Below are 25,292 nucleotides of genomic sequence, written 5' to 3'. Positions count from 1 at the left end.
CGCCGTTCAGGCCTGCGCGGACGGTGCGGCCACGACGCGGTTCCTGATGTCGCCGATGCCTTCGATATGCATGCGAACGACGTCGCCCGGCGCGAGGAACAACGGCGGTTGGCGCGCGGCGCCGATGCCCGCCGGCGTGCCCGTGGCCAACACATCGCCGGGCTCCAGTGTCATGGCGCTGCTCAGCTCCTCGATCTGATCGAAGATGTTGAAGCGCATCTCCGCCGTGTTGCCGTCTTGCCGCAGTTCGCCATTGACCCAGGTGCGGACCTGGAGCGCGTGCGGGTCGGCGATCTCGTCGGCCGTGACCAGCCACGGTCCCAGCGGGCCCAGCGAATCGAATGACTTGGCCAGCGTGATGGTCGGACTGCGGTGATGGCGTTCGCGGATGCTGGCGTCGTTGCAGACGGTGTATCCGGCGATGTAGTGGATGGCGTCGCGGGCTCGCACGTTGCGGCAACGCCGGCCGATAACCACCGCCAGTTCCACTTCGTAGTCCAGCGTCGACATGCCCGGGGGAATGATCAGGTCATCGAACGGCCCGGTGATGCAGGAGGCCTGCTTGTTGAACCAGATCTGGTGCTCTCCCACGCTGACGTTCAAACGGGCGATCTCCCGCAGATGCGAGGCATAGTTGCCGCCGATGGCCAGAAACGCTGACGGCCGCCGCAGCGGCGGCAGCAGCCGCACGGCGGACAGCGGCAGGCGCGCTCTGGACTCGCGCGCCAGCAGCGCAAGCAGCCGCCACGACGTGCCCTGCCCTGGCAGCCAGTCGGCAAGATCGGGCGACAACGCCGGTAGGTCCGCGGTCACGTCGATGATCGCGTCCGCCTCGACGACGCCCAGGCGGTCTCGGCCGCCCTCGTGGAACATGGCAAGTTTCATCCTATCTCCTAGGCATGTTGTGGCGCCCGACCGCCAGCGAACCGGATGACGGGTGCAAGTGATGTTCGATTGCCCCCGCGCGCCGACTCAAAGGTCCAGCGTGAGCGACGCCGACTTTGCGCGCGAAACGCAGGGCAAGATGAGGTTGTTCGACGCGCGCTCGGCCTCCGACAGCACGTCATCGCGATGGTCGGGGATGCCGTCGAGGACCCGCGTCATGCACATGCCGCACACGCCCTGCTCGCAGGACAGCGGTACCTCCACGCCGGCGCGGGCCAGCGCGGTGGCGATCGAGCAGTCCGGCGGCACGTCGACGCGCCGGCCACTGCGCGCCGCCACCACTTCGAATGCTCCCTCTGCCGCCGCCTGTGCCGCTGGCGGCCGGCTCGCGCCGAAGCGCTCGTAATGCAGGCGGCCGGCCAGGCCATGCCGCTCGGCCGAAGCCACGGCGTCGGCCAGCATCGCGTTCGGACCGCATAGATACACGTGCTGGTCCGCGTCCAGGTCGGCAAACAGGCTGTCCAGGTCCAACCGCCCGTCCTCGGGCTCGTCATCGAAGTGGTATCGCACCTGGTGCCGGCAGGCGCCGGCATCGAGCCGGTCCAGGAACGCGGCGGCGGCGCGGCGGCGCGCGCAGTAGTGCATCGCGAAGTCCAGGCCGCGCCGCGCCAGGTATTCCGCCATCGCGATGATGGGAGTGATGCCGATGCCCCCCGCGACCAGCACAACCCGACGATGTCGGGGCGACAGCGCGAAAAGATTGCGCGGCCCTCGCACCAGCAGGGGCGCGCCGATGGCATGCGTCTCGCACAGATAATGCGCTACGCCGTGCGCGGACGCGCAATGGATGGCCAAGTGGTAGCCATCCCGCGCGTCGGGTGGATTGCACAGTGAGTAGGCGCGCGTGCCGCCCGGCACCTGCACTTCGATGTGGTCGCCCGGCGCGATGTCGGGCAGCGGCGCGCCCTGTGCGCAGGCCAGCGTCACCGCATAGATGTTTTCGGCGATCCGCTGGCGCCCCGCCAGCAGCATTGGCCGCCAATCCGCGGTCTCGCGGCCCGGAGCGTGCTCAACCATGCGAAGCCCGCGCTGGATCGTCGGACGCGCTGAAGAAAATGGCCTGTGTCGGACACTCGCTGGCGGCCTGCGAGATCGCCGCCGCATAGTCGGCCAGCGGCGCGTCAGGCACGATTCGCGTCCGGTTCGTGTCGTAGTCGAGCGCGAAGACCTGGGGGCACAGCGCCGCGCAGTTGCCGAAGCCGCAACACATGCCGTTCAGGATCTGGACAGTGATTTGACTCATGGCCGTTCAACCTTGCCCGGCGCGGAGCGAGACCGTCATGCGCAGGAGCATCGGGAAGGTCAGGTCCGGCACGCGCTCGAAGCGCGTTTCCGTCAGCCGCATGGCGGGAAATCGCTGGAAGATCGTGCGCAGCAGCACGTCGCCTTCCAGCCGGGACAGCTGAGACCCCAGGCAGAAATGGCCGCCGCCCGCGAACGCCAGATGGCGGTTGTCGGGACGGTCGATAAGGTAGTGATCGGCCTGCGCGAAGCGGTTCTCGTCCCGGCTCGCCGCATGCAGCCCCAGCAATAGCCGCTTGCCCTGCGCGACGGGCTGGCCGCCGATCGTGAGCGGCTCGGACGCGTAGCGGTGCACGAAATGCACCGGCGAGTCATAGCGCAGCGACTCTTCCCAGGCGTTGCGAGCCAGGTCGGGCTGAGCCACCAGCCGCGCCCGTTCGCCATCGTGGTTCAGCAGGGTCAGTACCGTGTTGGTCATCGCCACCTTGGTGGTGTGGTAGCTGGCCACCAGGAAACCGATCAGCGTGGTCACCAGCTCGGAGCGCGTCAGGCCGTTGTCCCCGCCCTCGGCTGCCATCAGTGCGCCGACGAAGTCGTCCTCGGGCAGTTTGCCCTTGAGCGTGTCCAGCACGTCATCCATGTACTCGTAGTAGAAGGCTGCCGAGGCATCAGCCTCGGCCAGACGTTCCGGCGTGATGTCCGATACGCTCAATACCGCATTCAGGCCATGCTGGCGCGCGAACAACTCTGGGGCGTCGGACACTGGCACGTGCAGTAACCGACAGGCAATTTCCGCGGGCACCGGGTCGGCAAACGAAGACACGAAGTCGATTTCATCCTGGCCCTCGAGCCTGTCCAAATGCTCGACGATGACCTTTTCCACCCAGCCGCGCATGTTGGCGACGGTCTTGGGATTGAACGCAGGGGTGACGATGCGGCGGATGCGGGTGTGGTCGGGCGCATCGATGTTCGGTAGCGACTCCCGATAGAAGCGTGCCCCCGCGCCCTGGCCGATGCGCTCGGGAAACACGCCGGGTGCCTGCTGCACGGTCGCCAGCGGATTGCGCAGCACTTCGTCCACATCGCTGTAACGCGTCAGGACGATGCACTCTTCGCCATTGATGTCCATCTCGAAATGAGGAAAGTCGCTTTGCAGGCGGCGATAGGTCGGATATCGGTCGGCGAGGAAAGCCGCGGACTTGAGATCGGGGAGGTCGGTAGAGCGCATCGCATTCTTCTTGAAATGGGTGAACGATCCGCCGCGCGTCTTGAGTCCAGCCTAGTGTCTCCTGTGCTCGGAACGTCTGCGCGTTGGTCTGGTGGGAGTATGGTTTCGCGCCGCCGTGCAAGGGACCCGTTTCCTTTTGCAAAAGCGCCACCGGCGGGGGCTGTCCGGATGCTCGGGGATTCACGGATTGCGCGGCCGTCCGACAGTGTTTACCTTCCGGCATGGCCCCTCGAGCAAAAATTGGTGCCACATGCCCCTCCCCGGAGGGTCGAAATGGATGGAAGACACAGATGGACCCGATAAGCGCCGCGCTTGACGCTTGCCGCCTCGCCGAGATCGAGGCGGGCCAGGCTGAATCAAGCAGCCCATGGGCCGTGCACATGCCCGGCGGCGTCTGGCCGGTGTCGCTATATGTGTTCACCGGCGCGGGCTGCAACCTGCTCATGACCCGTTCGGGGCAGAAGAACGCGGTGCGCGACAAGACCGTGTGCCTGATCCTGCGCGCCCAGGAACATATCGTCCAGGATGCGTTGCACACCTCTCCCAACCAACCCGTTGATCTGCGCAATCCCGCCAATGCCGACCGCTTCCGTACGCTCACGTTCGGCGAGTCGCCTGATACGGGCGTCACGTCGACGTTCTACGCCGGCATGGCGCCGGCCAAGGGCACGAGCACGGCGCTGTTCGACGCGTTGCCCGACGTGCTGCAACTGGACTTCGACGAACTGCCGCTGTGGCTGTGCCGCGCGACCGAATCCATCCGCGACGAACTGACTTCGCAGCGCCCAGGTTTTCGCGCCGTGGCGTTGCGCCAGGCCGAGTTGGTCGTGATCCACTTGATCCGGCACTACATCGCTGCGCACACGGCGTTACTGCCGGCATGGATAGCGCTGCCCGACGATTCAAGGGTGGCGCTTGCGCTGCGCGAGTTCCACCGCGACATTTCCCGGCCTTGGACGTTGGAAATGCTGGCCAGCGCTGCCGGAACCTCGCGCTCGCGGCTGATCGCCGCGGCGCAACGGGAGCTGGGCGCGGGCATTTTCAATTACATGACTCGCATCCGAATGCAGGAAGCCGCGCGCCTGCTTGTGGACACTTCGATGTCGGTGGGCCGGATTGCCTGGCAGGTGGGCTACCAATCTGAAGCGGCGTTCTCGATCGCGTTCAAGCGCTACAGCGGCGAGCAACCGAGGCAGTTCCGTGCAGGCGACCGACGGCCGTTCGCGCTACGGTAGACCGATGCTAACTGCACAAGATTTGTGCGCCAAGCTGACCTCTCAGCTCGCTCAGCTCCGCTTCATCTGGCCCGCCCTGAGCTTTCCATCAGCCAGGCTCAGAGCGGCGCGCCAGTCGAGCTAAAAGTGGTGTTCAATTCCCACGTACTCGCCTGCAGCAGCGTAATCTCAGTGACCGTCAGCTTGGTCGACTTGAACGGCCCTTGCCACGTCCGGCTGCTGAGACCGACGCAATCCTGCGCCGCCAACTTCCCTGCTACCGCTGGCGCCGTCGGCCCTGTGGATGGACGTACTGCCGCTTGTCGCGCGCGGCTTAGCCGCATTCGCCGCCTCCATGCCCTCGCGGGCACCGAGCGTCCGACGCGCGGCTCGCTGGGGCAGCACGTTAGGCATCAGCTCTATCCCCGCAGCAGGTAGCTTCAGCTCTGAAGGAGATTTTCGCGCGCAAGGTAAATGGCCGCTTTGGGTCGCAAGCGGCCAGACGTAAGCGCCGTCATCCGAGGGGTGGGGTGTGGAAGACCATCAGTCTCCGGCCATCTTCCGGCAAGCGCCGGAGCGCTTACTCCACGGTGTACCCATGCCCTCTTTCTAAGGACGGTCACGGCCGCTCGCCAGACTCAACCTCTCCAGCTTCAAATTCGCCAGGTCTTCGAAGACCGTGCCCCACGTCGAGCCCCCCTTAGCTGAACTCGGAGTGCCACATATGAGTGCGATGCTTATATGTCCAAACGCACACCTGTGTTGGCTCTTGAGGCACATTGAGTTCCAAACTCAATGACAGATGTCGAAGTTCATTGAAAGGCAAACACTGATGGCCTACCAAATCAAAGACTTAGCAGGATTTGGTTCATTCGCTATGGTGTTCCTGGTTCATTGAACTTAGTTGTTTTCCCCAGAAAGTTCATTGAACTTAGACGCCACATTGTTTCTTCACATCCAAAGCGCCCCAAGACTACTGACCTTTCGGTCATCCACAAGCCGAGCGATGAGCCGCCGCATCTTTCGGCCAAGAACGGATTTTCTCTCGGATTACGATGAAGTCCCAGAGGCTGAGATCGTGTTCTCATCGCGCGCTGGTCGCTCCCTCAGCGGGTTCACATAGGATCGATCGTTAGGTGGGAACCTAAATGTCGCTATCGACCTGGTTCTTGAACCGATGCTTTCCCAGACGGCGTGAGCAACCTCAATAATTCAAAATGTTACAAGTATACTCACGTCAATCTCCACTGGGCCGCGACGGCAGGCCATATGGCAAGGCACTTAAGGAGGTCGGAAGCTCACGTTTTTCGGCCCGGACCACGCCACGAAATGAAGTGTCGCGATCCGACGAGGCGCTTACCCTAAGACGCCACGATGCGGCAACGAATTCCCATCGTCAGTCGCCATGCGCAGGTTTTGCCAAGCCGTAGGGCCGTCATAAGCAACCCGACCCAATGGACCCTGCCGTGCTCACCGCTTCAATAAGTGTCAAGGATTCACCATGATCGACCGCAGCGCCACAGCGACCATCAAGGGTTATTTCTACCAGTTCGACCAGACGATCACGCGATTGTTGGAAGGCTCGAAGCACGCGAGTGTGACAGTGGAGGGGATCGAAGATATCGATCTTGACGATGGGAATGATAGTGCCTACGTCCAGTGCAAGTATTACGAAGGATCGGAATACAACCACTCCCTGATCAAGGAGGCGGTAATTCACATGCTGCGGCATTACCACGCAGCTGGATGTCCTAGTGGTCAGGCCTTCAAATATCGGCTCTACGGGCACTATAAGAGCGGTCAAAACAAGCTTACGCTCCCCTTCACTGAAGACTTTCTAAAGGCGAATTTCTTAACGTACAAGAAGGACGGCAAGGACGATCGGGGCAAGGTGGAATACAAGGTCCACGACGAACTCGGGGTCACTGGGCCACAGCTCGCAGCCTTTCTAACACTGCTTGATATTGATGTAAATGCGCTCTCATACGATGACCAGCAAACAAAGCTGCTTGAGTTGCTGAAATCGGCCATCCCTGGATGCAGCGACGTCGATGCACTGGTCTTCTACTATCCGAGCGCGATCAATGTGATCCAAGGTCTCGCGATTCAGGCCGACGAGTCGAAGCGAAAGATCGATAAGGAACGGTTCCTCCGGGAGGTCAATCGCAAGGATGTTGTGTTCAACGCCTGGCTGCTGCAAAAGTTTGGCTCCGTACACTATGCACGATCGATACGGCGAAAGCACTTCCATTTCGGTCGAACGAAAATTCCGAAGGCTTCCAGATTCTTCATTATTGATCTGTTTGACGAATACGACGTCAACAAGGCCACGGAGATGCTGGTTCGAATGGGCAACTTCTTCTCCCACAAGGAACTCGTGAGGACCCCATCGACGGACCGGTTCTGCCCCTACGTGTTGCTACGGGGGGTAACGACTGCCGAACTAGCGGAACTCAAAAGGAGCCTTTCGGGCCAAGGAGTCGACTTTAACGACGGGTATAAGTTCCTTGGCGCGGATTTCTCGGCTACAACACTTGCGTTGGATCCCACTAGGGAACAACTCTGGCGGATCAAATTTGTGCCCAGTGAAGATCAGTTGGCATTCACCATAGCGGCTGTCGGCTGTTCTGTCGTCGAGATATACGATTTCTACAAGACGACGCCGCTGGACAGCGCGAACATCCCCAAAAACAAGATCGCCCATGCGATCAAGTGTAGTAATTCCTATATGCTTCAGGAGGTTATGCAGGCATGAGCGACTCCAACGACATCAAGGCAGAAGTTATTGCGGTCTTTCCAGACAAGGTGAAAGTCTCCGTAGGCAATATCGCCTCGTTCTCCAATGAGAAGAGTCTCAAGGTGGGTTCCTATCTGCGCATTACCGACAGCGAGGATTGCGCGCTCATTGCAATCATTGAGAACTTCTGTATCGAGGTGAACGACAAGGCCGAGCGTCGCCACGTCATCGAAGCGATGCCGTTGGGGATCATCGCGGACGGCAAATTTATCCGAGGCGGCGACACGCTGACTATTCCTCCAACCGGCGTGATGCCGGCGACGGAAGACGATATTAAGAAGATATTTGAAGACTCCGTCGTACCGTCCCAAAAGTTTGTCTTCAGCGCGCTGGTGTCCAATGAAGAGATCAACGTGCCGGTTGACGGAGACCGCTTCTTCAACAAGCACATCGCCGTAGTTGGATCCACGGGCGCCGGCAAGTCCCACACAATCGCGAAGATTATTCAAACAGCGATTGGCTCGAAGAATGCCGAGTATTCCCTGAACAATTCTCACGTCGTCATCTTTGATATCCATTCCGAGTACAGGACCGCGTTTCCCGATGCGAACTTTCTGGACGCGAGCACACTAACCCTACCCTACTGGCTGCTCAACAGCGAGGAGTTGGAGGAAGTGCTGCTGGATACGGGTGAGCGCGACAACTACAATCAATCGGCCGTTTTTCGCCAACTCGTCACGGAGAACAAGAAGCGGCACAATCCCACTTCAAAATTCGTTTTCTATGACAGTCCGTTGAAATTCGATATCCATGAGGTCCTGAACGCGCTATACAACGTCAAGAACGAGACGGTAAATTCGAAGAACGAGTCGCGGTATATGGTGGTGGACCCCAGTTACGTCCTGCCCTCCGATGGCAAGACGGAACCATCCCACGGGCTGCAATTAAGTGCGGACCAGAGGCTCGACAAGTACTTTGCAGGTCGACTCGAATTCCATCCTACAAAAAACCAGAACATCACCGCCGGCAGCTACGCCGACAAGTCGCTTGACAAGTTCTTCACGCGATTCGAATCGAAGGTAGGGCAGGACAGGCTCGAATTCCTCTTCGGCCCGGCCGCGGACACGGCCACACTCGAGAGCACCCTCAAAAGCCTTATCGGTTACGGCGACAAGCAGTCGAACGTCACCATCGTGGACCTAAGTGGCGTGCCGTTCGAAGTGCTCAGCATTACCGTGTCGCTGATCTCGCGCATCCTGTTCGAGTACGCGTATCACTATAAGGTGATGAGAACCCGGGCGAAGGAGACGATCAACACTGATGTGCCGCTCCTCCTCGTCTACGAGGAAGCTCACAAGTACGTGCCCAATAGCGACCTTGCGCGGTTCCGCTCCGCGAAATTCTCGATTGAGCGCATCGCCAAAGAGGGTCGAAAATACGGAGTTACTTTGCTGCTTTCAAGTCAGCGGCCGTCCGAGATATCCGAGACTATCTTTTCTCAATGTAGTAACTTTTTAGCGATGCGGCTTACCAATCCCAGCGACCAGAGTTACGTTTCGCGCCTGCTTCCCGACACTCTCGGCAATCTTTGCGACAAGCTTCCTACCCTGGGAGCAGGAGAGGCTTTACTCATTGGTGAAGCCGTGGTTATGCCGTCGCTTGTCAAGGTTGCTCGCTGCAGCCCTGCCCCGTCGTCTACCGACATTCCTTATTATCAGCTTTGGAAAGAGGAATGGAAGAGTCTTGATTTCTCCGGAATTAAGAAGACCTGGCTAAAGGAGTGAGCCTCTGGCCCCATCTAAAACATTTTCGGTTGTGAGCTCTAAGTGAACATGGATGGCATGAGGCATGCGTTATGAATGACATTGAAGGAATCGAAAAAGCTGTTGCCACACTTCAACCATATTGGCGGGAAATTGAGGCTGATTTCAACTCCCATAACGAACGATTCCTTAAGTTGCTGGCCATCGATCATGAACCCATCGGACGGATTCTTCGTGCGCACCTGGTGATCGAAAATTTCCTCGACCAGTTCCTGACGAGTTTCTACCAAATAGAGGAATTCGATGATCTGCGACTTACATTCGCGCAGAAGGCGAAGCTGCTTCCATCGAGACGCTCCAGTGCGGCATTTGTAAGGCCTGGAATCATTCAGTTGAATACGATTCGAAATAAATTCGGCCACAAGATTGATCACTCAGTCGAGAATCACAATCTGAGCGCAATCTATGAGGTCTTGAGGCATGCCAGACCTAACGTAAAATTCGAATCACAGATTGAGGTGATCGAAGGTTTTGCTGCCGTGGCTTGTGCCTTTTTGTCTGTGCCCCCTAAGCACCTGCAAGAACTATTCATGGAAGCGTTCGCAGAAGTCCGTTCATTCAACCCGGCCGCGTAACTGGCCGGCCACAGCAAACGGTTCACCGGATCCAAGGATTCGGCGACTAGGTCTATGAGGCTAAATATGAGAAATCCGGACATCGCACTTACGTCCGACGAGCAAGCTCTATTCCTAAAGATTCGTTTTGACTGGCGGAACCACGAGGAGTTGCGGGGCTCGCTGGCGCCTATGGAGGGTCTCGCGTCAAGCATTCTGGAACGCGGTGTGGTTCCTGAGGTAAGAATTGCCTATTTTACTAATCCGAAACTCAACTCAAGCGGGCGGGGAAAGTCGCGTCAAGAAATTTTCGAGAAGAACGGAACATCGGGTGACGAGATACTGAGACACCCGCACTTTCTCAAACATCTAGAGTATTTTGTTTGTGGTCCTGACTTACCTGCCGAAGTTATTGAGAAGTTTAAGTGTGCAGCTTCCGGCGGCCACCTTAGCGGAAGCGACATTATTAATCTCACTCCGTACTGCCGGTCAAGTGTACGTCAGAATCGCCTGGAGCCGCATCGCGCGGCAGATGAGTTCTTCAAGCTGGCTGTCGAGTGTGGAGCAATGCCGGGGTTTGCCGAGAACCTTCTAAAGTCTATTCGCGCGGTGAAAATGCGCTAGGTTTGGCCCTAGTAGGTCATTCAAGCCGCTTCATCGCGCGGACTTTTTTGTCCGTAAGCGATCATTCGTCAATGGCCACTTTCGAGACGGGCAAACGTAACAGGAGCGATGAGGTGAGTCGAGATCGGGATATTGAGCGCGCGATCCGAGACGGCGAGCGCAACCAGGACGCCAAACGCTTGATCCACAACTGGTGCCGTCATGCCCGCGTCGAGAAGTTCGGCGGCACAGGCCTGATCGAGATACAGACCGGCCTTCCCATCGGACACCACGCCATGGTGTGCGATTTCGCGCCGGCCTCGGGCATGGCGACTTGGCTTCTGGAAGAATCTGCGGTGCGTTTTCATGACGCGAATTGCGTGGGCTGTCCGCATCGAACACCTGTGGCGCTGCCGAACCTCGCCATGCTGGTGGCGCAGCGCGACGCTAACCGTCAGGACGCGGAGAAACGTGCGCAAGAAGCGCGACGCAGCAAGGAGGCTGCTCTGCAGGCGCGTGCGGTCGTCCGCGCCGAGTTGCGAGCGACCTTGCCGGTGCTTGCGAAAACCTTCATGGACGATCTGGATCGTCTCGACGCCGAACGCAACGAGCAAGCCGCGACCCGCTTGATCGAGAGCGCTCGCCTAGCGCCGGAAATTCTCGTGCCGGCGCTCACCGAGTATCTGTTTTCGGTCCTGGAAGAAGACGACCACTGGCTCGAAGCGGCGGCGCTGTCCATCCTAGCCGACACCCCGGACCAGCGGCGCCTGGTCTGCTGCGCGATGAAATGCCTGCGCCAAGGGTATGCGCTTGACCTCGCCGCTGCGACAGTGACGCAGCGACTGGACCACATCGATGCCGCCGACATCCCTAAAGCAGTTATCGGTCTGGCGTACGTCGCCACGCCACCGCGCTCGGAGTTTGATCACTCGCATTACGACGGCGGCGATCCGAATCCGCTGACCCAACTGGCGGATCGCTTTCCCGAGCCAGTCGAGCGAGGCTTGCTCGCCTTGCTCACCCGTCGCGATCGGCTCCAGGTGGGCGTGACCATCCGGGCCATGGGTTTGCTGATTACTCGAAACGAGCGTTGGGTTCGCCCGTTTCTGCGTACGCTGGCGGCCCACCTGTCCCGGTTGGACGTACTTGTAGAGATCGAGCACGAGTCTGAGCTGCAACGGATTGCCCATGACCTACAGGAGGCGTTGGCCCGTGCGTTCCTGATCGCCCCTGACTTAGTCGATGCTGAGTTAATGCGCCAATTCGAAAGCGCTTCGGCCGATGGCGAAGGCCGCGTAGCTGAGGTATATGAGCACGTGTTGCGTCACGCGCATCGCGATCGTGACGTCAAACCGGAGAGCGCCCCCAACCACACCCAAGCGTTCGGCGTGGCAATTCGACGACTAGCCTCGCTGTCAGTCACCTCAGACAACGACGCTGTCGCGCAGCAGGTTCTTAGCGCGTTTCGACATCCGAGTGAGGCACTCGTACCCGCTGCGAAGGCTGCGATGGACCTACTCCTGGGCACCGCTGCGATCCTGGATTCTAAGCAGAAGGCCCTGCAGCCGAAGACCGGCGTCCTGACGCCGCCCGATCCGTTGGCAGAAATGGAGATGTCCAACCGCCGCTCGAACCTGTGGTATCTGCGTGCGGCGTTGCTCGAGCTGGCCATCCTAGGTGCGCTCGCCGATGCCGAGGGCTTAGCGCACTTCGAGGCCTTTCTCAGTCAACGTGGCTTGCTTGGCGATACGTTCGAGGCGGCGATCGTGCAGGAGATCGCGCCATTGCTCGCGACCAGTGCCGGGCTAAAGGCCATGCTGCCCTACCTGTACGGTGCGATGGTCGGCGCCTCGGCCGCAGGTCGCGCGGCAGCCGCCGACGCGCTCAAGGGCATCGGCAGCCAGCGATTCGCCGATCTGCCCGACCTGGTCCTCGATAACCTGGTCCTGATGCTCTTCGATCCCTACGTCATCGTGCACAAGGCGGGGGTTCGCGCGCTGGGCCAACTTCGGCTTCCAACCCACTTCTACCGTATGGTGGCCGCGGCCCTGGACAACCTCATTGTTGCCTACCGCGGGGGGAAGGATCCGGAGTTTCTGCTCGAGTGCATCAAGGCGAAAATGACTACCTACCGTGGCGAAGGCCTCTTGTCCGAGGCGCAAGGTCAGGTTCTGTTGGCGCTCATATCGGAACTGGGGCCCTCGGTACTCTTGCGCAGCGGACACCGCTACTTCCTCAGGCAGTTCCAGCACCTCAATGGTTGGGCGGCGTTGGTTCTGGGCTGGGTTGGCCAGTGCCGTCAAGACTACGAACTCACGCACGCACTGGAGTTGGTGGCGGATCTTCCCCCGGGCATGTGTGCGCCCCATACTTCGGTGATTCTTCGGGTAGTGGCGACCGACTCTACCAATCTCCAGCTGTGCAGTACGTTCGTGGAACTGCTCACGCGCGATCAGGCATGGAAGGGCGCGACGCAGGTAGCCGCATTGCACGTGGCCGCTTTTCCCGACACCGTGCGCCAACGCGCTCGGCGACTGCAGGCGCAACAGCTCGAGCGCCGCGTCCGCTTCGAATATCTGATCAGCGAGCAACAGCTGGACGAGGGCCTAGCGCTGGGCCGGGCCTGGATCCAAGCCGAAGACGAACTGGAGAAACTGTTAAAGAACGATGAAAAAGTCCCTTTCTTCTGATTCGTTGCAACCGCGACTGCAGGCCGTGGAGGCCTTGGCGACGATCGCGCATGGTCAGTGGCCGTCCCACGATCTCAAAGCACTGGCCGTGGCCGTAGACGCGGTATCCACGGCCGTTTCCAGTGCGGCGGCAGCCACGGCATACAACGCCTTCGGCGGCATTCTGCGTATCGTCGACATGCTGGCGCATTGGCGCCGAGCTGTGCTCGAGGCCGAGGCGGACGCCGATCGGTATTTGCGCAGCGCCCGCGAGCGTTACCGGCTTTGGTTGAACGACTACGACCAAAGTGAGGCCGCAGCGCAACTGCGTGAAGCCCTCTCGGGCCTGGCGACACTGGAATCGACCGAACAGATCGCCGATATCGCTCGCGCGCTCACTGCGGTGCCGCTCCCCATCGGGATCTTTGTGCAGCCAGTGAAACCGGACTGGACTGCCCAGGCGGAACAGACGCGCCCGAAAGAAGAACCGTTGGTCGACCTGACCGTCGCGTTCTTGAAGTTCCAGTTCGATGGGCTGCCAGCCGCAGAAGTGCATCAGCTGGCAGCCCGGGAAGTGCACGACCTGGAGATCGAAGTTCGCGTGTCGCGTTGGCCACAAGACAAGCGCGAATTACGACTGACGCCGATCTCCGTTGAGCCGAAATCGACCTATGATTTCCCCTGCTTCCAATTCCAAAGGCCTGACGGCGACGCGCCCTACACCATGCGGCAGAGCGGCCGCGCCGCGTTGCTGCTGCCTCAGGGCATGCTCGCACGCCCATTCGAGTTCAAATACACCGCCGAGTTCATTCCCGAGCGCGGGGATCAACCGGTGGCAGTCGTCGGCCACCGCACGCTGATCGTGGATGGTGCCGACGCCTCTAAGCTGCAGGTCTGCGGTTATCCAGGGTTGGATCAAGCGCTGTACAAATTGCGTGACACGCTGCGTCGCCGTCCGGGCGTACCGCAATCGGAAACCGCCGATGCGCTGCTCGTGCTAGCCGCGCTGTGTAGTCTGGCCGGCCGCGCGGTTCAGGACGCTGAGTTCAAGGGACGCTGGGACGAGGCGACGTTTCAACGGTACGTGCGTGCAGAGTTGCGTCGTTATCCATTGATCGGCGCGGATCTGGACGAGCACGCCCATGCTGCTGGCGGCATCACCGATCTGTCATTGCGCGGTATGCCGATCGAGCTCAAAGCCATCGACACTCTGATCAATTCAGTGGACCAGTGCGACTCCTTCCTAGCGCAAACCGCCAGCTATGCAGTCGCCAAATCCAAGCGCACCGCAATCTTGTGCGTGCTCGACAGCAGCGAAAAGAAGACGGCAGCCGTACCGCCCGAGTCATTGCTGGACATCCGCACCCAGGCCCAAGGAGCCCTGTCGATCTGCGTGCTAGTTATCCAGGGCAATCTGGCTCGGCCGAGCGTGTTGTCGCGCTAAGAACGCATCAGTTTTGCTTCCATACGTGAAGCGTCCGACTTCCCACTCGCTTTCAGTAGCGGTTTGCTTTGGATACAAAAATTCAATTTGCCAATCGGGCGGTACCCTTGTCGGCCAGGGCACATCCATCTGCGATGGCCCTGCGCGCGCCAGACGATCCAGTTCAGAGGGGCGTGCCTCCGCGTATGGCTCCCTATGTGGCAGCACATAAGCGACCACTTTGGGTCGGTTGCTGCCTGTGGATCTTGCTGCATGAAAGACTGATGTTGGCTAAACAGCAGTCTTTCACGAAAGTTGCGCGAAGCCTTAACCTTTTAAGAAGTTACTGGTCGATTAATTCGCGGCTGCTCAGTCTGTGACCCAGCTGTCGCTACAACAACGCGTTTTTTCACTAGTATTGATAAGTAAAAACAATTATTTCTATTTTCAATTACGATTGATTGTTTTTAGGATTTTGCGCTGAATTTTGGAGGTGCTAATGGAAGAGTCAAGTTCGAAAATTTCTGATGATGAAAATAGCTATATAAAAGCTGATTTTTCTTTTGAAAAATTCTTCTTATCAAAAGAAGCTTATTTGATATTTGTTTTGCTCTATGTGGACAAAGAAAAGCGTGCTGAATTTCTCGGCATTACAGAAGAAATGTACGAGAAATTATCTGAGGCAAAGAAATGGCGTGGCCAAATGGTCAAGCTGCTGCACTCAGATCGCTTTAAGGATTTGCCTTCTGATGAAGCCACGGCGAAAGTCAATGAGATGTATGCAAGGATGAAAAAGCATGCCAAATGATGATGGCATCGACGACGCTGTCAATCCTGATGATGGCTGTGTCGAATCAGCACCAAGTTCCGACAATAGCGCGCCGAAGAACACAAGTAATCTCCCTGTTACTCTCAAGCCAATTAACTCTAATTACGCTAAGCCGGAAAGAAGAAACGAGCTGACCAATTCTGATAAATACGAAAAAATTGACACGTGCGTGAGCGATACTGTCAAACTCGGCACCAATGGTGTTGTATATGTGTCTGAAGATGCCTTTGCTACAATGTTTCAAACTACAAAGCCCAAAGCAGCGTACATCTTCGAACATCAGATCTCTGATGATGACAAGAGAAACATAGACGGACAAGCGTATGCGCACAGTTCTGCCGTTGTAGGCTTGGCTGATCGCAAAGCGCAAGAAGTGCGGGATGCGGACAAACAAGCACTACTACAATATTCCCGTGACACTCTCATTGTGATTGCTGACTCGCCACAAGCTCAGGACATGAGGCGCAAAGTTGATACTTTGACTTCCAAGGTTCTGCCATTGTTGCGCGATCAGCGTGGCGTCAATGTCGATGAAGTCACTGGGCAAGAGAAAAAGCCTGGTTTTGCTTTTCATCATGTCAATCCTAAAGAGTTGCATACCAACCCTGAAGATGTCGTTGACCCTAGCAAGGGCCGCAACCTAAATCCTCAAACGCATAAAACCGTGCATAAAGAAAACGTCAATGACGAACAACAGTTTGAGGCTTTTAAACAAAGGTACGGGCCCAACGACTCTGATTGATACCTGCCGAGATAAGCATTACTGATCCGACGTCTCCCCGTCTTTTAGTAGCGCTTAGTTTTTGGACGGCCTCTATGCTAAAGAGTAAATAGGCCGAAAATTTGGGTAGTCCATTTTAGGCGACAGCGGACTTTTGCAGAAGCCAGTTCACTGGCTGTTTTGAAAATTAGCAGTCATTGGTCGTTCTGATTTGAAAGACTGCAATCAGCCTTTTCCGGTCACTATCGAAAAAGCTGCGAACTTCTGCTTTGGGTCGCAAGCAGTCAGACGATAACGCCGCCAGTGCCCCAGGGTAGGGGCACCAAGTAGAGGACCGTCAGTCTCCGACCATCGCATGGCTTAATGGAAGGCGTATCCAGGCTTACCTTCCCGATCATCGTCACTGGCACGTGAGCCATCCGCCGTATGGCTCGATTTATCCTCTTCGGCCTCAAAGACGCATACTTGCGAAGACCGTGTGTCGGCTCAGGCAGTTCCGCCAATTCCGCGGGCACTCATCTTCCCCATCTTCGATGAACTTTTTTGTTCAGTTTCCAAGTTGAATGAACCGTTTCGGCATTTTCCCAGCTTCAATGAACCAAAAGTCCATCCGGAAGCTCGTCAGGCGCGAAGCACTCACCGAGCCCCTTTTGGCCTGAAATTGGCCTTCCTCGGTCGCAAACCCGCACGCCGCCTCAGTCTACACACTTGTTACACGCCAACTTCAGTGAACCAAATCTCAAGTTGAATGAACTTCGACAACAGAAATTCCCAACTCAATGAAATTCCACATGAACATCGGCATCAGTGTGGTTCGACGCTCGCCAGCCCCCCAATATGTAACAACCCGCCCCCTCCCCCTTGAACCCTAGAACATCATCCCTATAATTAGCACTCGACACCGGTGAGTGCTAACAAGCGTTCCCGGGCCTAACCGATCATTTCCTTCTCTTTTTTGCAACAGGAGTTCCTCATGGCCTTGCGTCCCCTGGGCGATCGCGTGATCGTCAAACGCCTCGAAAACGAGCGCAAGACTGCATCGGGCATCGTTATCCCCGACAGCGCCGCTGAAAAGCCCGATCAGGGTGAAGTCGTGGCCGTCGGCCCCGGCAAGAAGACCGAAGACGGCAAGATCCTGCCGGTCGACCTGAAGGCTGGCGACAAGGTGCTGTTCGGCAAGTACGCCGGCCAGTCCGTGAAGGTTGACGGCGAAGAGCTGCTCGTCATCCGCGAGGACGAAATCCTCGCCGTGGTCCAGTAAACCCCGCCTCAAACGAATTTTCGAAGGAAGCTAAGAAATGGCTGCCAAGCAAGTATTGTTCGGTGACGACGCCCGCGTGCGCATCGTCCGCGGCGTGAATGTTCTCGCCAACGCTGTCAAGACCACCCTGGGCCCCAAGGGTCGCAACGTCGTGCTGGAGCGCTCGTTCGGCGCCCCGACCGTGACCAAGGACGGCGTGTCCGTCGCCAAGGAAATCGAACTGAAGGACAAGTTCGAGAACATCGGCGCTCAGCTGGTCAAGGACGTTGCCTCCAAGACCTCCGACAACGCCGGCGACGGCACCACCACCGCCACCGTGCTGGCCCAGGCCATCGTTCAGGAAGGCCTGAAGTACGTTGCCGCCGGTTTCAACCCGATCGACCTGAAGCGCGGCATCGACAAGGCTGTCGCCGCCGCCGTCGCTGAACTGAAGAAGCAATCCAAGCCGGTCACGACCAGCAAGGAAATCGCCCAGGTCGGTTCCATCTCGGCCAACAGCGACACCTCCATCGGCCAGATCATCGCTGACGCGATGGACAAGGTCGGCAAGGAAGGCGTCATCACCGTCGAAGACGGCAAGTCGCTGGAAAACGAGCTGGACGTCGTCGAAGGCATGCAATTCGACCGCGGCTACCTGTCGCCCTACTTCATCAACAACCCGGACAAGCAAGTTGCCGCTCTGGAAGATCCGTTTGTCCTGATTTTCGACAAGAAGATCAGCAACATCCGTGACCTGCTGCCCGTGCTGGAACAAGTTGCCAAGTCGAGCCGTCCGCTGCTGATCATCGCTGAAGACGTCGAAGGCGAAGCCCTGGCCACCCTGGTTGTGAACAACATCCGCGGCATCCTGAAGACGACCGCCGTCAAGGCTCCTGGCTTCGGCGACCGCCGCAAGGCCATGCTGGAAGACATCGCCATCCTGACGGGCGGCACGGTGATCTCCGAAGAAACCGGCATGTCGCTGGAAAAGGCCGGCCTGGCTGAACTGGGCCAAGCCAAGCGCATCGAAGTGGGCAAGGAAAACACGACCATCATCGACGGCGCTGGCGACAGCAAGTCGATCGAAGCTCGCGTCAAGCAAGTCCGCATCCAGATCGAAGAAGCCACGTCCGACTACGACCGTGAAAAGCTGCAAGAACGCGTGGCCAAGCTGGCCGGCGGCGTTGCCGTGATTCGCGTTGGCGCTGCCACCGAAGTCGAAATGAAGGAAAAGAAGGCTCGCGTCGAAGACGCCCTGCACGCTACCCGCGCCGCAGTGGAAGAAGGCGTTGTGGCTGGCGGCGGCGTTGCTCTGCTGCGCGCCAAGCAAGCCATCACCGACCTGAAGGGCGACACGCCTGACCAGAACGCCGGCATCAAGCTGATCCTGCGCGCTGTGGAAGAGCCCCTGCGCACCATCGTCACCAACGCCGGCGAAGAAGCCAGCGTCGTGGTCAGCAACGTGCTGAACGGCAAGGGCAACTACGGCTACAACGCCGCGACCGGCGAGTACACCGACCTGGTCGAGCAAGGCGTGCTGGATCCCACCAAGGTGACCCGCACCGCCCTGCAGAACGCCGCTTCCGTCGCCAGCCTGCTGCTGACCGCCGAAGCTGCCGTGGTCGAACTGGCCGAAGACAAGCCCGCTGCTCCGGCCATGCCCGGCGGCATGGGCGGCATGGGCGGCATGGACTTCTAAGTCCCGCCACCCTTGCAAGGCCTCCCCGGCTTCGGCCGGGGAATGCAGTATCCGAAAAACCCCCGGTCCTTCGCCCCGGGGGTTTTTCTTTTTTCAGGCAACGCGGTCTCGCCAAAGAACACGTTTGCGCACAATCTGCGGGTTTCGCGGCAGAGCATGCGTCCCTACAATGAAGGCTCCCTTAGAACGAGCCGAGTCCCATGCGTTTGCCCCCGACCCTGTTGCGTGCCCTGCGTCCCTCCGAAATCGGCGGGCTGCTGATGGACTCCGCCAAGCAGTGGTCCACCCATCGCGCGTCGAGCAAGGGCGCGGCGCTGGCGCTGTACATGGTGTTTTCGCTGGCGCCCATGCTGATCCTGGTGATCGCCGTGGCGGGTGCCTTTTTCGGCGAGGACGCGGTGCGCTCGGAATTGTTCTCGCAGCTGCGCGAGCTGACCGGCGAGCGCGGCGCTGAAGTCATCCAGACGGTGCTGGCCAGCGCCCATGAATCGGGCAAGGGCTGGATCGCGGCATTGATCTCGATTTTCGTGCTTATCTTCAGCGCCACCACGGCCTTCGCGGAACTGAAGGCCAGCCTGGACGAATTGTGGGAAGTCTCCGCGAACCAGAAAGGCGGGCTGCACGGCATGGTCCGCAGCCGCATGCTGTCGTTCGGCCTGGTGCTGGTGCTGGCGCTGTTCCTCTTGATATCGCTGACGGTGAACGCCGCACTGGGGGCCGCGCGCGGCTATTACGGCGACTTGTGGACGGCTTCGTCCTTCGCCCTGGTGGCGGAGTGGATCTCCAGCCTGTTTTCCTTCTCCATCGTGGTGGCGCTGTTCGCGGTCATCTACAAGCTGCTGCCCAGCGCCAAGATTTCATGGCCGGACGTGATACCCGGCGCGATCGTGACCGCGGCGCTGTTCCTGGTCGGCAAGTGGGGCATCGGCGTCTATCTCAGCCGGGGCGCGGCGGTGTCCGCCTACGGCGCGGCGGGATCGCTGATCGCGCTACTACTGTGGATCTACTATTCGGCGCAGATCTTCTTCTTTGGCGCCGTGTTCACGCGCCAGTTCGCGCTGCGCTTCGGCAGGCAAAAGCCGCCCACGCCGGTCGCGGCGGACTCGACGCCCGCAGCGGACGCCTGAACCCGGCGCCGTCAGGCTGCGGCATCGTCCTGTTGCTCCAGCCCCGCCATCAGGCGCAGGCATTTCAGGAACACGGGTCGCAAGTCCTCGGGTATGGGCTCCAGCACCTGCGCCTCCACGGCGGCGTCCTGCGGCAGGATGCGGGCCAGCAGGGCGATGCCCTCTTCCGTGATCTCCAGCGCATAGGCGCGTCCGTCCTGGGTTGAGCGCTTGCGGCGCACATAGCCCTTCTTGGTCATGCGCGCGATCATTTCGGCGAAGGAATTGCGGTCCAACGCGATCAGTTCGGCGATGCGGTTCTGGGTCGCGCCGGGATTCTGGTAGACGGTGATCAGCAACGCCTTCTGGCGCGGGGTCAGGTCTTCGTCGGGAAAGGCCTGGGCGAACAGGGCTTCGGCCCGGAAATGGGCCCGGCGCAGCAGATGGGACGCGACCAGGGTCAGGTCGAACGCCTGCAAGGCCTGGGGAGCGGCCGAGTCGGCGGGGACACGTCGGGATGTAGCGGTCATCGGGCTTCCAAGTGATGGATGTCGGCGGTCATGGCATTGCTGCGCAGATCCATAAGATAGCGCACGCCCCTTTCAGACTTCATCACGCCCTGCCTTTCCGGTAGTCGGTCAAGCCCATGCCGGTATGGCGCTTGAAGAACTTGCCCAAATAGGAGGCGTCGGCGAAATGCAGTTCCTCCGCAATCTGCTGCACGGATTTCCTGGGCTGGGTAAGGCGCTTTTTTATCTCCAGCACGACCTGCCTGTCGATCAGGGTCTTGGGCGCGTCGTTGAAGAACCTCCTGCTGAGCTGCGACAGATAGTACGGCGTGATATGCAGCAGCCCTGCATAGAATGCCACCCCGCGCTGTTGCACGCAGTGCACCGAGATCAGTTCCCAGAATTTCCAGCAGACCGCTTCCGATCTGCTGAAGTCATTCCTCATGCCGGCTCCAAGGCCGTCTGTCTTTTCGCAGATCCACAAGAACAGGTTCTGGACGTGGTTGACGATCATGGTCCGCTGGTAGGTGGCGCACTGCTCATGGATCAGCGCGGCCTGGCCTTCCCAGGCCCTTGAATACTGCGGCGACAGCTGTTCGGCTGCGAAGAACGGCGAACGGCTCAAGAAGGAGAACAGGCTGTTGGGCAGGGCCTGCGCAACCTCCGCGGCGATGGACCGGTTCATCAAATAGCAGGCGCATGAATAGTCGTCCGACTTGCGTTTGATGAGCGCGATGGAGTCTTCCGCCAGGACCAGGAGATCGTTTTTCTTCATCCGGTGCGGCTTGAAGTTCACTTCCCACTCGGCGCTGCCCTCGCGGCAGATCAATACCACCACATACGCCAACGCCAAGGGGTGCCCCACCTGTGCGTCGAACCTGTTGAGGCCGATGGCGAGGTCTTCGATGCCTGTATCCGAGATCTGCGAGAGAGTTTTCATTTATGCGGAAATTTTAAATTAGTCTCCCGTCAATTACGTAGTTTTGTTTTCAGAATTACCTAATCTACTCAAGCCTGTCTATTATCAGTTGCGCCCTCGGATCCTAGAATTTCAGCTGCTGTTTTCATTGCTGAAAGGAAGGAAAATCATGCTGCGCACTGAACGCCTCGTCTTGCGGCCCTGGCACACCGACGACGCGCCGAGCCTATTTGAGTATGCGAGCGACGAACGGATCGGCCCCGCGGCGGGCTGGCCTCCGCATACAAGCGTCGAACATAGCCAGGAAATCATCCAGACGATTTTCTCGCGGCCGCTGGCCTATGCCTTGACACTGAAGGAAGACAACGCCGCCATAGGCCTGGTGGCGTTGCTCATGGGGAAGGACAGCAATTTCGACATTGCCGATGATGAAGCCGAAATCGCCTACTGGATCGGCGTGCCGTTCTGGGGTCAGGGACTGATTCCTGAAGCCGTCAAGGAACTGATGCGCCACGCATTTGAAACGTTGAACTTCAACGCGCTATGGTGCGGCTACTTCGCCGACAACGAGAAGTCGCGCAAGGCCCAGGAAAAGTGCGGTTTCAAGCACCATCACACCGAGGAAAACAAATTCAACCCGTTCATGAACGACTACCGGACGGAGCATGTCAGCCGCATCGGCAAGGAGGAATGGCAGACGCTGGCGGCTTCGAAATCGCATTGACTTGAGGCGGGGCGCTGTCTATGATCCAAAATATAGTACGTATACGTATTTATTTTGCATCCCGACCGAGCCCTGCACATGACGATCCGACAATTGCGCAACTACATCGACGGCCGTTTCGAAGACGGCGCGTCCACCTTCGACAAGCACAGCCCGGTGGACGGGCGCCTGATCGCCCAGGTCCACGAAGCCGGCCGCGACCAGGTCAACCGCGCGGTAGCGGCAGCACATCGCGCCCTGCCCGCCTGGGCGGGGCTGCCGGTGGCCGCGCGCACCGACCATCTGCTGGCGCTGGCCGACGGCATCACGCGGCGCTTCGACGATTTCCTGCAGGCCGAGATCGGCGATACCGGCAAGCCCGTGGGCTGGGCCGGCAAGATCGACATTCCGCGTGGGGCTGCCAATTTCCGCGCCTTCGCGGAACTGGCGCGCACGCTGGACATGGAAAGCTATATGACGGACACCCCGGACGGCAGGCAGGCGCTGAACTACGCCTACCGCAAGCCGCTGGGCGTGGTGGGCGTGATCTCCCCCTGGAACCTGCCGCTGCTGTTGCTGACCTGGAAGGTGGCGCCAGCGCTGGCGTTCGGCAATACGGTGATCATGAAGCCGTCGGAAGTCACGCCCTCCACGGCCACGCTGCTGGCCGAGGTCGCGCATGAGGCCGGACTGCCTGCCGGCGTGCTGAACCTGGCGCATGGCTTCGGGCCGAACTCGGCGGGCGAATTCATGACCACGCACCCGGACATCGACGGCATCACCTTCACCGGCGAATCCGCCACGGGCGCCGCCATCATGCGGGCCGTGGCGCCGGGCGTGAAACCAGTGTCCTTCGAACTGGGCGGCAAGAACGCCGCGCTGGTGTTCGCCGACGCCGACTTCGATGCGGCCGTGGATGGCGTGACGCAATCGGTGTTCGCCAATTGCGGGCAGGTCTGCCTGTGCACCGAGCGCGTCTATGTCGAGCGCCCGATTTACGAACGCTTCGTCGCGGCGCTGGCCGCTCGCGCCGACGCCTTGCGCATCGGCTGGCCCATGGATCCCGCCACCGAGATGGGACCGCTGGTGTCGCGCGAGCATCGCGAAAAGGTGCTGTCGTACTTCGCCCTGGCGCGCGAGGAAGGCGCGACGGTGGTGGCCGGCGGCGGCGTGCCGGTGTTCGGCGACGCGCGCGACGAAGGCGCCTACGTGCAGCCCACGATCTGGACCGGCCTGCCCGAGACCGCCCGCTGCATCAAGGAGGAAGTCTTCGGCCCGGTCTGCCACGTGGCGCCCTTCGATACCGAAGAAGAAGCCATCCGCCTGGCCAACGACACGCGCTACGGCCTGGCCGCGGCCGTCTGGACCCAGAATCTCACGCGCGGCCACCGGGTGGCGCAAGCCATGAAGGTCGGCCTGGCCTGGGTCAATTGCTGGTTCCTGCGCGACCTGCGCACGCCGTTCGGCGGCAGCGGCCTGTCGGGTATAGGCCGCGAAGGCGGACGCCATTCGCTGCATTTCTATACCGAACCCACCAACGTCTGCATTAAGCTCTGACCCACCCCACGCAAAGGAGGACGCGATGAACCAGTCCCAGACAAGCCAACCCGGCCAGCCCGGCGTCAGCGCCACCGTCGTCGCCGGCAAGGCCACGCCGCGCGGCAAGTATCCGCACATCAAGCGCGCTGGCGATTTCCTGTATGTCTCCGGCACCAGCTCGCGCCTGCCCGACAACCGCATTGCGGGCGCCGAGGTCGACGCGATGGGCACCGCCACGCTGGACATCCGGGTGCAGACCCGCGCCGTCATCGAGAACATCCGCGACATCCTGGCCACGGCCGGCGCCACGCTGGCCGACGTGGTGGAAATCAGTACCTTCCTCGTCAACATGAACGATTTCGGCGGCTACAACCAGGTGTATGGCGAATACTTCGACTCCGATGGCCCGGCCCGCACCACCGTCGCCGTGCATCAGCTGCCGCACCCGCAGCTGCTGATCGAGATCAAGGCAGTCGCCTACAAGCCGCAGGCGCGCTAGCGGCGCATGTCGGACTTCCGCATCACGCCCAACGCGCTCAGCCGCAAGCTCAAGCTGCACCAGCTGCAGGTCTTCGAACGCGTGCTGGCATGCCGTTCGCTGTCGCGCGCCGCCAGCGAACTGCACCTGACCCAGCCGACGGTCACCAAGGCCATCCACGAGCTGGAGACCTTCTTCGGCGCCCCGCTGTTCGACCGGTCCAACCGCGGGGTCACGCCGACGGAACTGGCTGTGGTGCTGGGCCGCCGGGTCCACGCCATGATGGCCGAGATCCGCTACATGGCCGACGACATCGACGCGGTGCTGGGCGGGGCCAGCGGCCACGTGGTGGTGGGCACGCTCATCGCCGCGTCGGCCAAGCTGCTGCCCGAGGCGATTGCGCGGCTGATGACCGCGCACCCCGGCATCCAGGTCAGCGTGCGCGAAGGGCCGACCTCCCAGTTGCTGCCGGCGCTGGCCACGGGCGATCTGGACATCGTGGTCGGCCGCCTGCCCGGCGCCGACATGGCATCGATCTCCGGCGTGGCGGTGGACCATCACAAGCTGTACCGGGAAGAGCTGTGCCTGGTGGCCCGCGCCGGCCATCCGCTGGCCGGCGCGCCGGCCGCGGCGCTGGCCGACCTGGCCGGCCATATCTGGATCCTGCCCGCCCCCAGCTCGCCGCTGCGCGCCTCGATCGAGCGCAGCTTCCTGGACGCCGGGCTGCGACTGCCAGCCCGGCATGTCGAATCGCTCTCCCTCTTGACCAACATCGGCGTGCTCATGCATAGCGACGCGCTGGCCCTGCTGCCCTACGACGCGGCAGCGCCGTTCCTGGCCACGGGCATGCTGGCCCGCCTGCCCACCCATGCCTTCGGCCCATTTGGCGACGTCGGCTACTCCGTGCGCGCGGACCGTCCGCTGACGCCGGCCTGCCAGCGTCTGGTGGACTATCTGAAGCAGATCGCGGCGCAGCGCGCTGAAAGCGGCGCTTGAAGATTTACTCAGGGTTATCCCGCCATAGACAACAAGCATACCCGGCGGCGTAATTTCTATTGTGCAGGCCCGCAAGGTCCCGCCTAGACTGCGGGCTATGGGGCAGCCCCGGTCC

The 25,292-nt window shown here is 60.1% G+C and carries 22 protein-coding genes; 16 read left to right on the top strand and 6 right to left on the bottom strand.

Annotated elements, in window-relative coordinates; genetic code table 11:
- Positions 1–6 precede the first annotated feature (6 nt).
- The 4 genes from BRO63_RS26705 to BRO63_RS26690 all read right to left on the bottom strand — a co-directional run bounded on the left by BRO63_RS26705 (position 7) and on the right by BRO63_RS26690 (position 3,415).
- On the bottom strand, positions 7–885 hold the full coding sequence (locus BRO63_RS26705; protein ID WP_088142668.1) for a fumarylacetoacetate hydrolase family protein: 879 nt from the start codon (positions 883–885) through the stop codon (positions 7–9).
- 87 nt (positions 886–972) lie between these two features.
- Positions 973–1,962 carry a PDR/VanB family oxidoreductase gene (locus BRO63_RS26700; RefSeq protein WP_179215224.1) on the bottom strand — a complete coding sequence of 330 codons (990 nt, stop codon included), beginning with the start codon at positions 1,960–1,962 and terminating at the stop codon, positions 973–975.
- Positions 1,955–2,188: a ferredoxin gene (locus BRO63_RS26695; RefSeq protein WP_013394177.1), complete on the bottom strand. Its 234-nt coding sequence runs from the start codon at positions 2,186–2,188 to the stop codon at positions 1,955–1,957. The genes BRO63_RS26700 and BRO63_RS26695 overlap by 8 nt, the downstream gene beginning before the upstream one ends.
- Positions 2,189–2,194: 6 nt before the next feature.
- Positions 2,195–3,415 (bottom strand): cytochrome P450, encoded by a 1,221-nt coding sequence (locus BRO63_RS26690; protein WP_088142666.1) that lies wholly within the window; start codon positions 3,413–3,415, stop codon positions 2,195–2,197.
- A gap of 290 nt (positions 3,416–3,705) precedes the next feature.
- Between BRO63_RS26690 and BRO63_RS26685 the strand changes: the two genes are divergently transcribed.
- From BRO63_RS26685 to BRO63_RS26635, 12 genes are all read left to right on the top strand, one after another.
- Positions 3,706–4,650, top strand: a complete 945-nt coding sequence (locus BRO63_RS26685; RefSeq protein ID WP_179215223.1) for an AraC family transcriptional regulator — start codon at positions 3,706–3,708, stop codon at positions 4,648–4,650.
- Positions 4,651–6,130: 1,480 nt separating this feature from the next.
- On the top strand, positions 6,131–7,384 hold the full coding sequence (locus BRO63_RS26680) for a DUF4297 family anti-phage-associated protein (RefSeq protein WP_088142664.1): 1,254 nt from the start codon (positions 6,131–6,133) through the stop codon (positions 7,382–7,384).
- Positions 7,381–9,150 carry an anti-phage-associated helicase HerA gene (herA, locus tag BRO63_RS26675; RefSeq protein WP_088142663.1) on the top strand — a complete coding sequence of 590 codons (1,770 nt, stop codon included), beginning with the start codon at positions 7,381–7,383 and terminating at the stop codon, positions 9,148–9,150. Before BRO63_RS26680 ends, herA begins: the two co-directional genes overlap by 4 nt.
- A gap of 71 nt (positions 9,151–9,221) precedes the next feature.
- Entirely contained in the window at positions 9,222–9,764 is a 543-nt protein-coding gene (locus BRO63_RS26670) for a hypothetical protein (protein ID WP_088142662.1), read from the top strand.
- Positions 9,765–9,830: 66 nt separating this feature from the next.
- Positions 9,831–10,367 (top strand): hypothetical protein, encoded by a 537-nt coding sequence (locus tag BRO63_RS34075; RefSeq protein WP_143219515.1) that lies wholly within the window; start codon positions 9,831–9,833, stop codon positions 10,365–10,367.
- Positions 10,368–10,438: 71 nt separating this feature from the next.
- Complete coding sequence (locus tag BRO63_RS26665) at positions 10,439–13,036, top strand: hypothetical protein (RefSeq protein WP_088142661.1); 2,598 nt, start codon at positions 10,439–10,441, stop codon at positions 13,034–13,036.
- Positions 13,014–14,459, top strand: coding sequence for a hypothetical protein (locus BRO63_RS26660; protein WP_088142660.1), 1,446 nt, complete (start codon positions 13,014–13,016; stop codon positions 14,457–14,459). Before BRO63_RS26665 ends, BRO63_RS26660 begins: the two co-directional genes overlap by 23 nt.
- A 478-nt stretch (positions 14,460–14,937) precedes the next feature.
- On the top strand, positions 14,938–15,246 hold the full coding sequence (locus BRO63_RS26655; RefSeq protein WP_143219514.1) for a hypothetical protein: 309 nt from the start codon (positions 14,938–14,940) through the stop codon (positions 15,244–15,246).
- Positions 15,236–16,009 carry a hypothetical protein gene (locus BRO63_RS34070; RefSeq protein WP_143219513.1) on the top strand — a complete coding sequence of 258 codons (774 nt, stop codon included), beginning with the start codon at positions 15,236–15,238 and terminating at the stop codon, positions 16,007–16,009. The genes BRO63_RS26655 and BRO63_RS34070 overlap by 11 nt, the downstream gene beginning before the upstream one ends.
- 952 nt (positions 16,010–16,961) lie before the next feature.
- Positions 16,962–17,249, top strand: a complete 288-nt coding sequence (groES, locus tag BRO63_RS26645) for a co-chaperone GroES (RefSeq protein ID WP_006221616.1) — start codon at positions 16,962–16,964, stop codon at positions 17,247–17,249.
- 37 nt (positions 17,250–17,286) lie between these two features.
- A complete protein-coding gene (gene groL / locus BRO63_RS26640) occupies positions 17,287–18,927 on the top strand; it encodes a chaperonin GroEL (RefSeq protein WP_013396136.1) in 1,641 nt (546 codons plus the stop codon).
- A gap of 200 nt (positions 18,928–19,127) precedes the next feature.
- Positions 19,128–20,054 (top strand): YihY/virulence factor BrkB family protein, encoded by a 927-nt coding sequence (locus BRO63_RS26635; RefSeq protein WP_088142657.1) that lies wholly within the window; start codon positions 19,128–19,130, stop codon positions 20,052–20,054.
- A gap of 11 nt (positions 20,055–20,065) precedes the next feature.
- On the opposite strand, the gene BRO63_RS26630 is transcribed toward BRO63_RS26635, so the two are convergent.
- The gene (locus BRO63_RS26630) at positions 20,066–20,563 is read right to left on the bottom strand and encodes a MarR family winged helix-turn-helix transcriptional regulator (RefSeq protein ID WP_088142656.1); all 498 of its coding nucleotides are present in this window, start codon (positions 20,561–20,563) and stop codon (positions 20,066–20,068) included.
- A gap of 82 nt (positions 20,564–20,645) precedes the next feature.
- Positions 20,646–21,482, bottom strand: coding sequence for a helix-turn-helix domain-containing protein (locus BRO63_RS26625; RefSeq protein WP_088142655.1), 837 nt, complete (start codon positions 21,480–21,482; stop codon positions 20,646–20,648).
- Positions 21,483–21,630: 148 nt separating this feature from the next.
- On the opposite strand from BRO63_RS26625, the gene BRO63_RS26620 reads away from it, so the two are divergent.
- From BRO63_RS26620 to BRO63_RS26605, 4 genes are all read left to right on the top strand, one after another.
- Positions 21,631–22,185: a GNAT family N-acetyltransferase gene (locus BRO63_RS26620; protein ID WP_256943409.1), complete on the top strand. Its 555-nt coding sequence runs from the start codon at positions 21,631–21,633 to the stop codon at positions 22,183–22,185.
- A gap of 78 nt (positions 22,186–22,263) precedes the next feature.
- Positions 22,264–23,721: a 2-hydroxymuconic semialdehyde dehydrogenase gene (locus BRO63_RS26615; protein ID WP_088142654.1), complete on the top strand. Its 1,458-nt coding sequence runs from the start codon at positions 22,264–22,266 to the stop codon at positions 23,719–23,721.
- 25 nt (positions 23,722–23,746) lie between these two features.
- Positions 23,747–24,202, top strand: a complete 456-nt coding sequence (locus BRO63_RS26610) for a RidA family protein (RefSeq protein WP_013396142.1) — start codon at positions 23,747–23,749, stop codon at positions 24,200–24,202.
- 6 nt (positions 24,203–24,208) lie between these two features.
- Positions 24,209–25,177: a LysR substrate-binding domain-containing protein gene (locus BRO63_RS26605; protein WP_088142653.1), complete on the top strand. Its 969-nt coding sequence runs from the start codon at positions 24,209–24,211 to the stop codon at positions 25,175–25,177.
- Positions 25,178–25,292 lie beyond the last annotated feature (115 nt).

It is taken from the genome of Achromobacter xylosoxidans, assembly GCF_002192695.1.
Classification (GTDB): Bacteria; Pseudomonadota; Gammaproteobacteria; order Burkholderiales; family Burkholderiaceae_B; genus Achromobacter; species Achromobacter xylosoxidans_C.
Note: the sequence above shows the minus strand (reverse complement) of the source record. Positions and strands in the feature narration are given on the sequence as shown.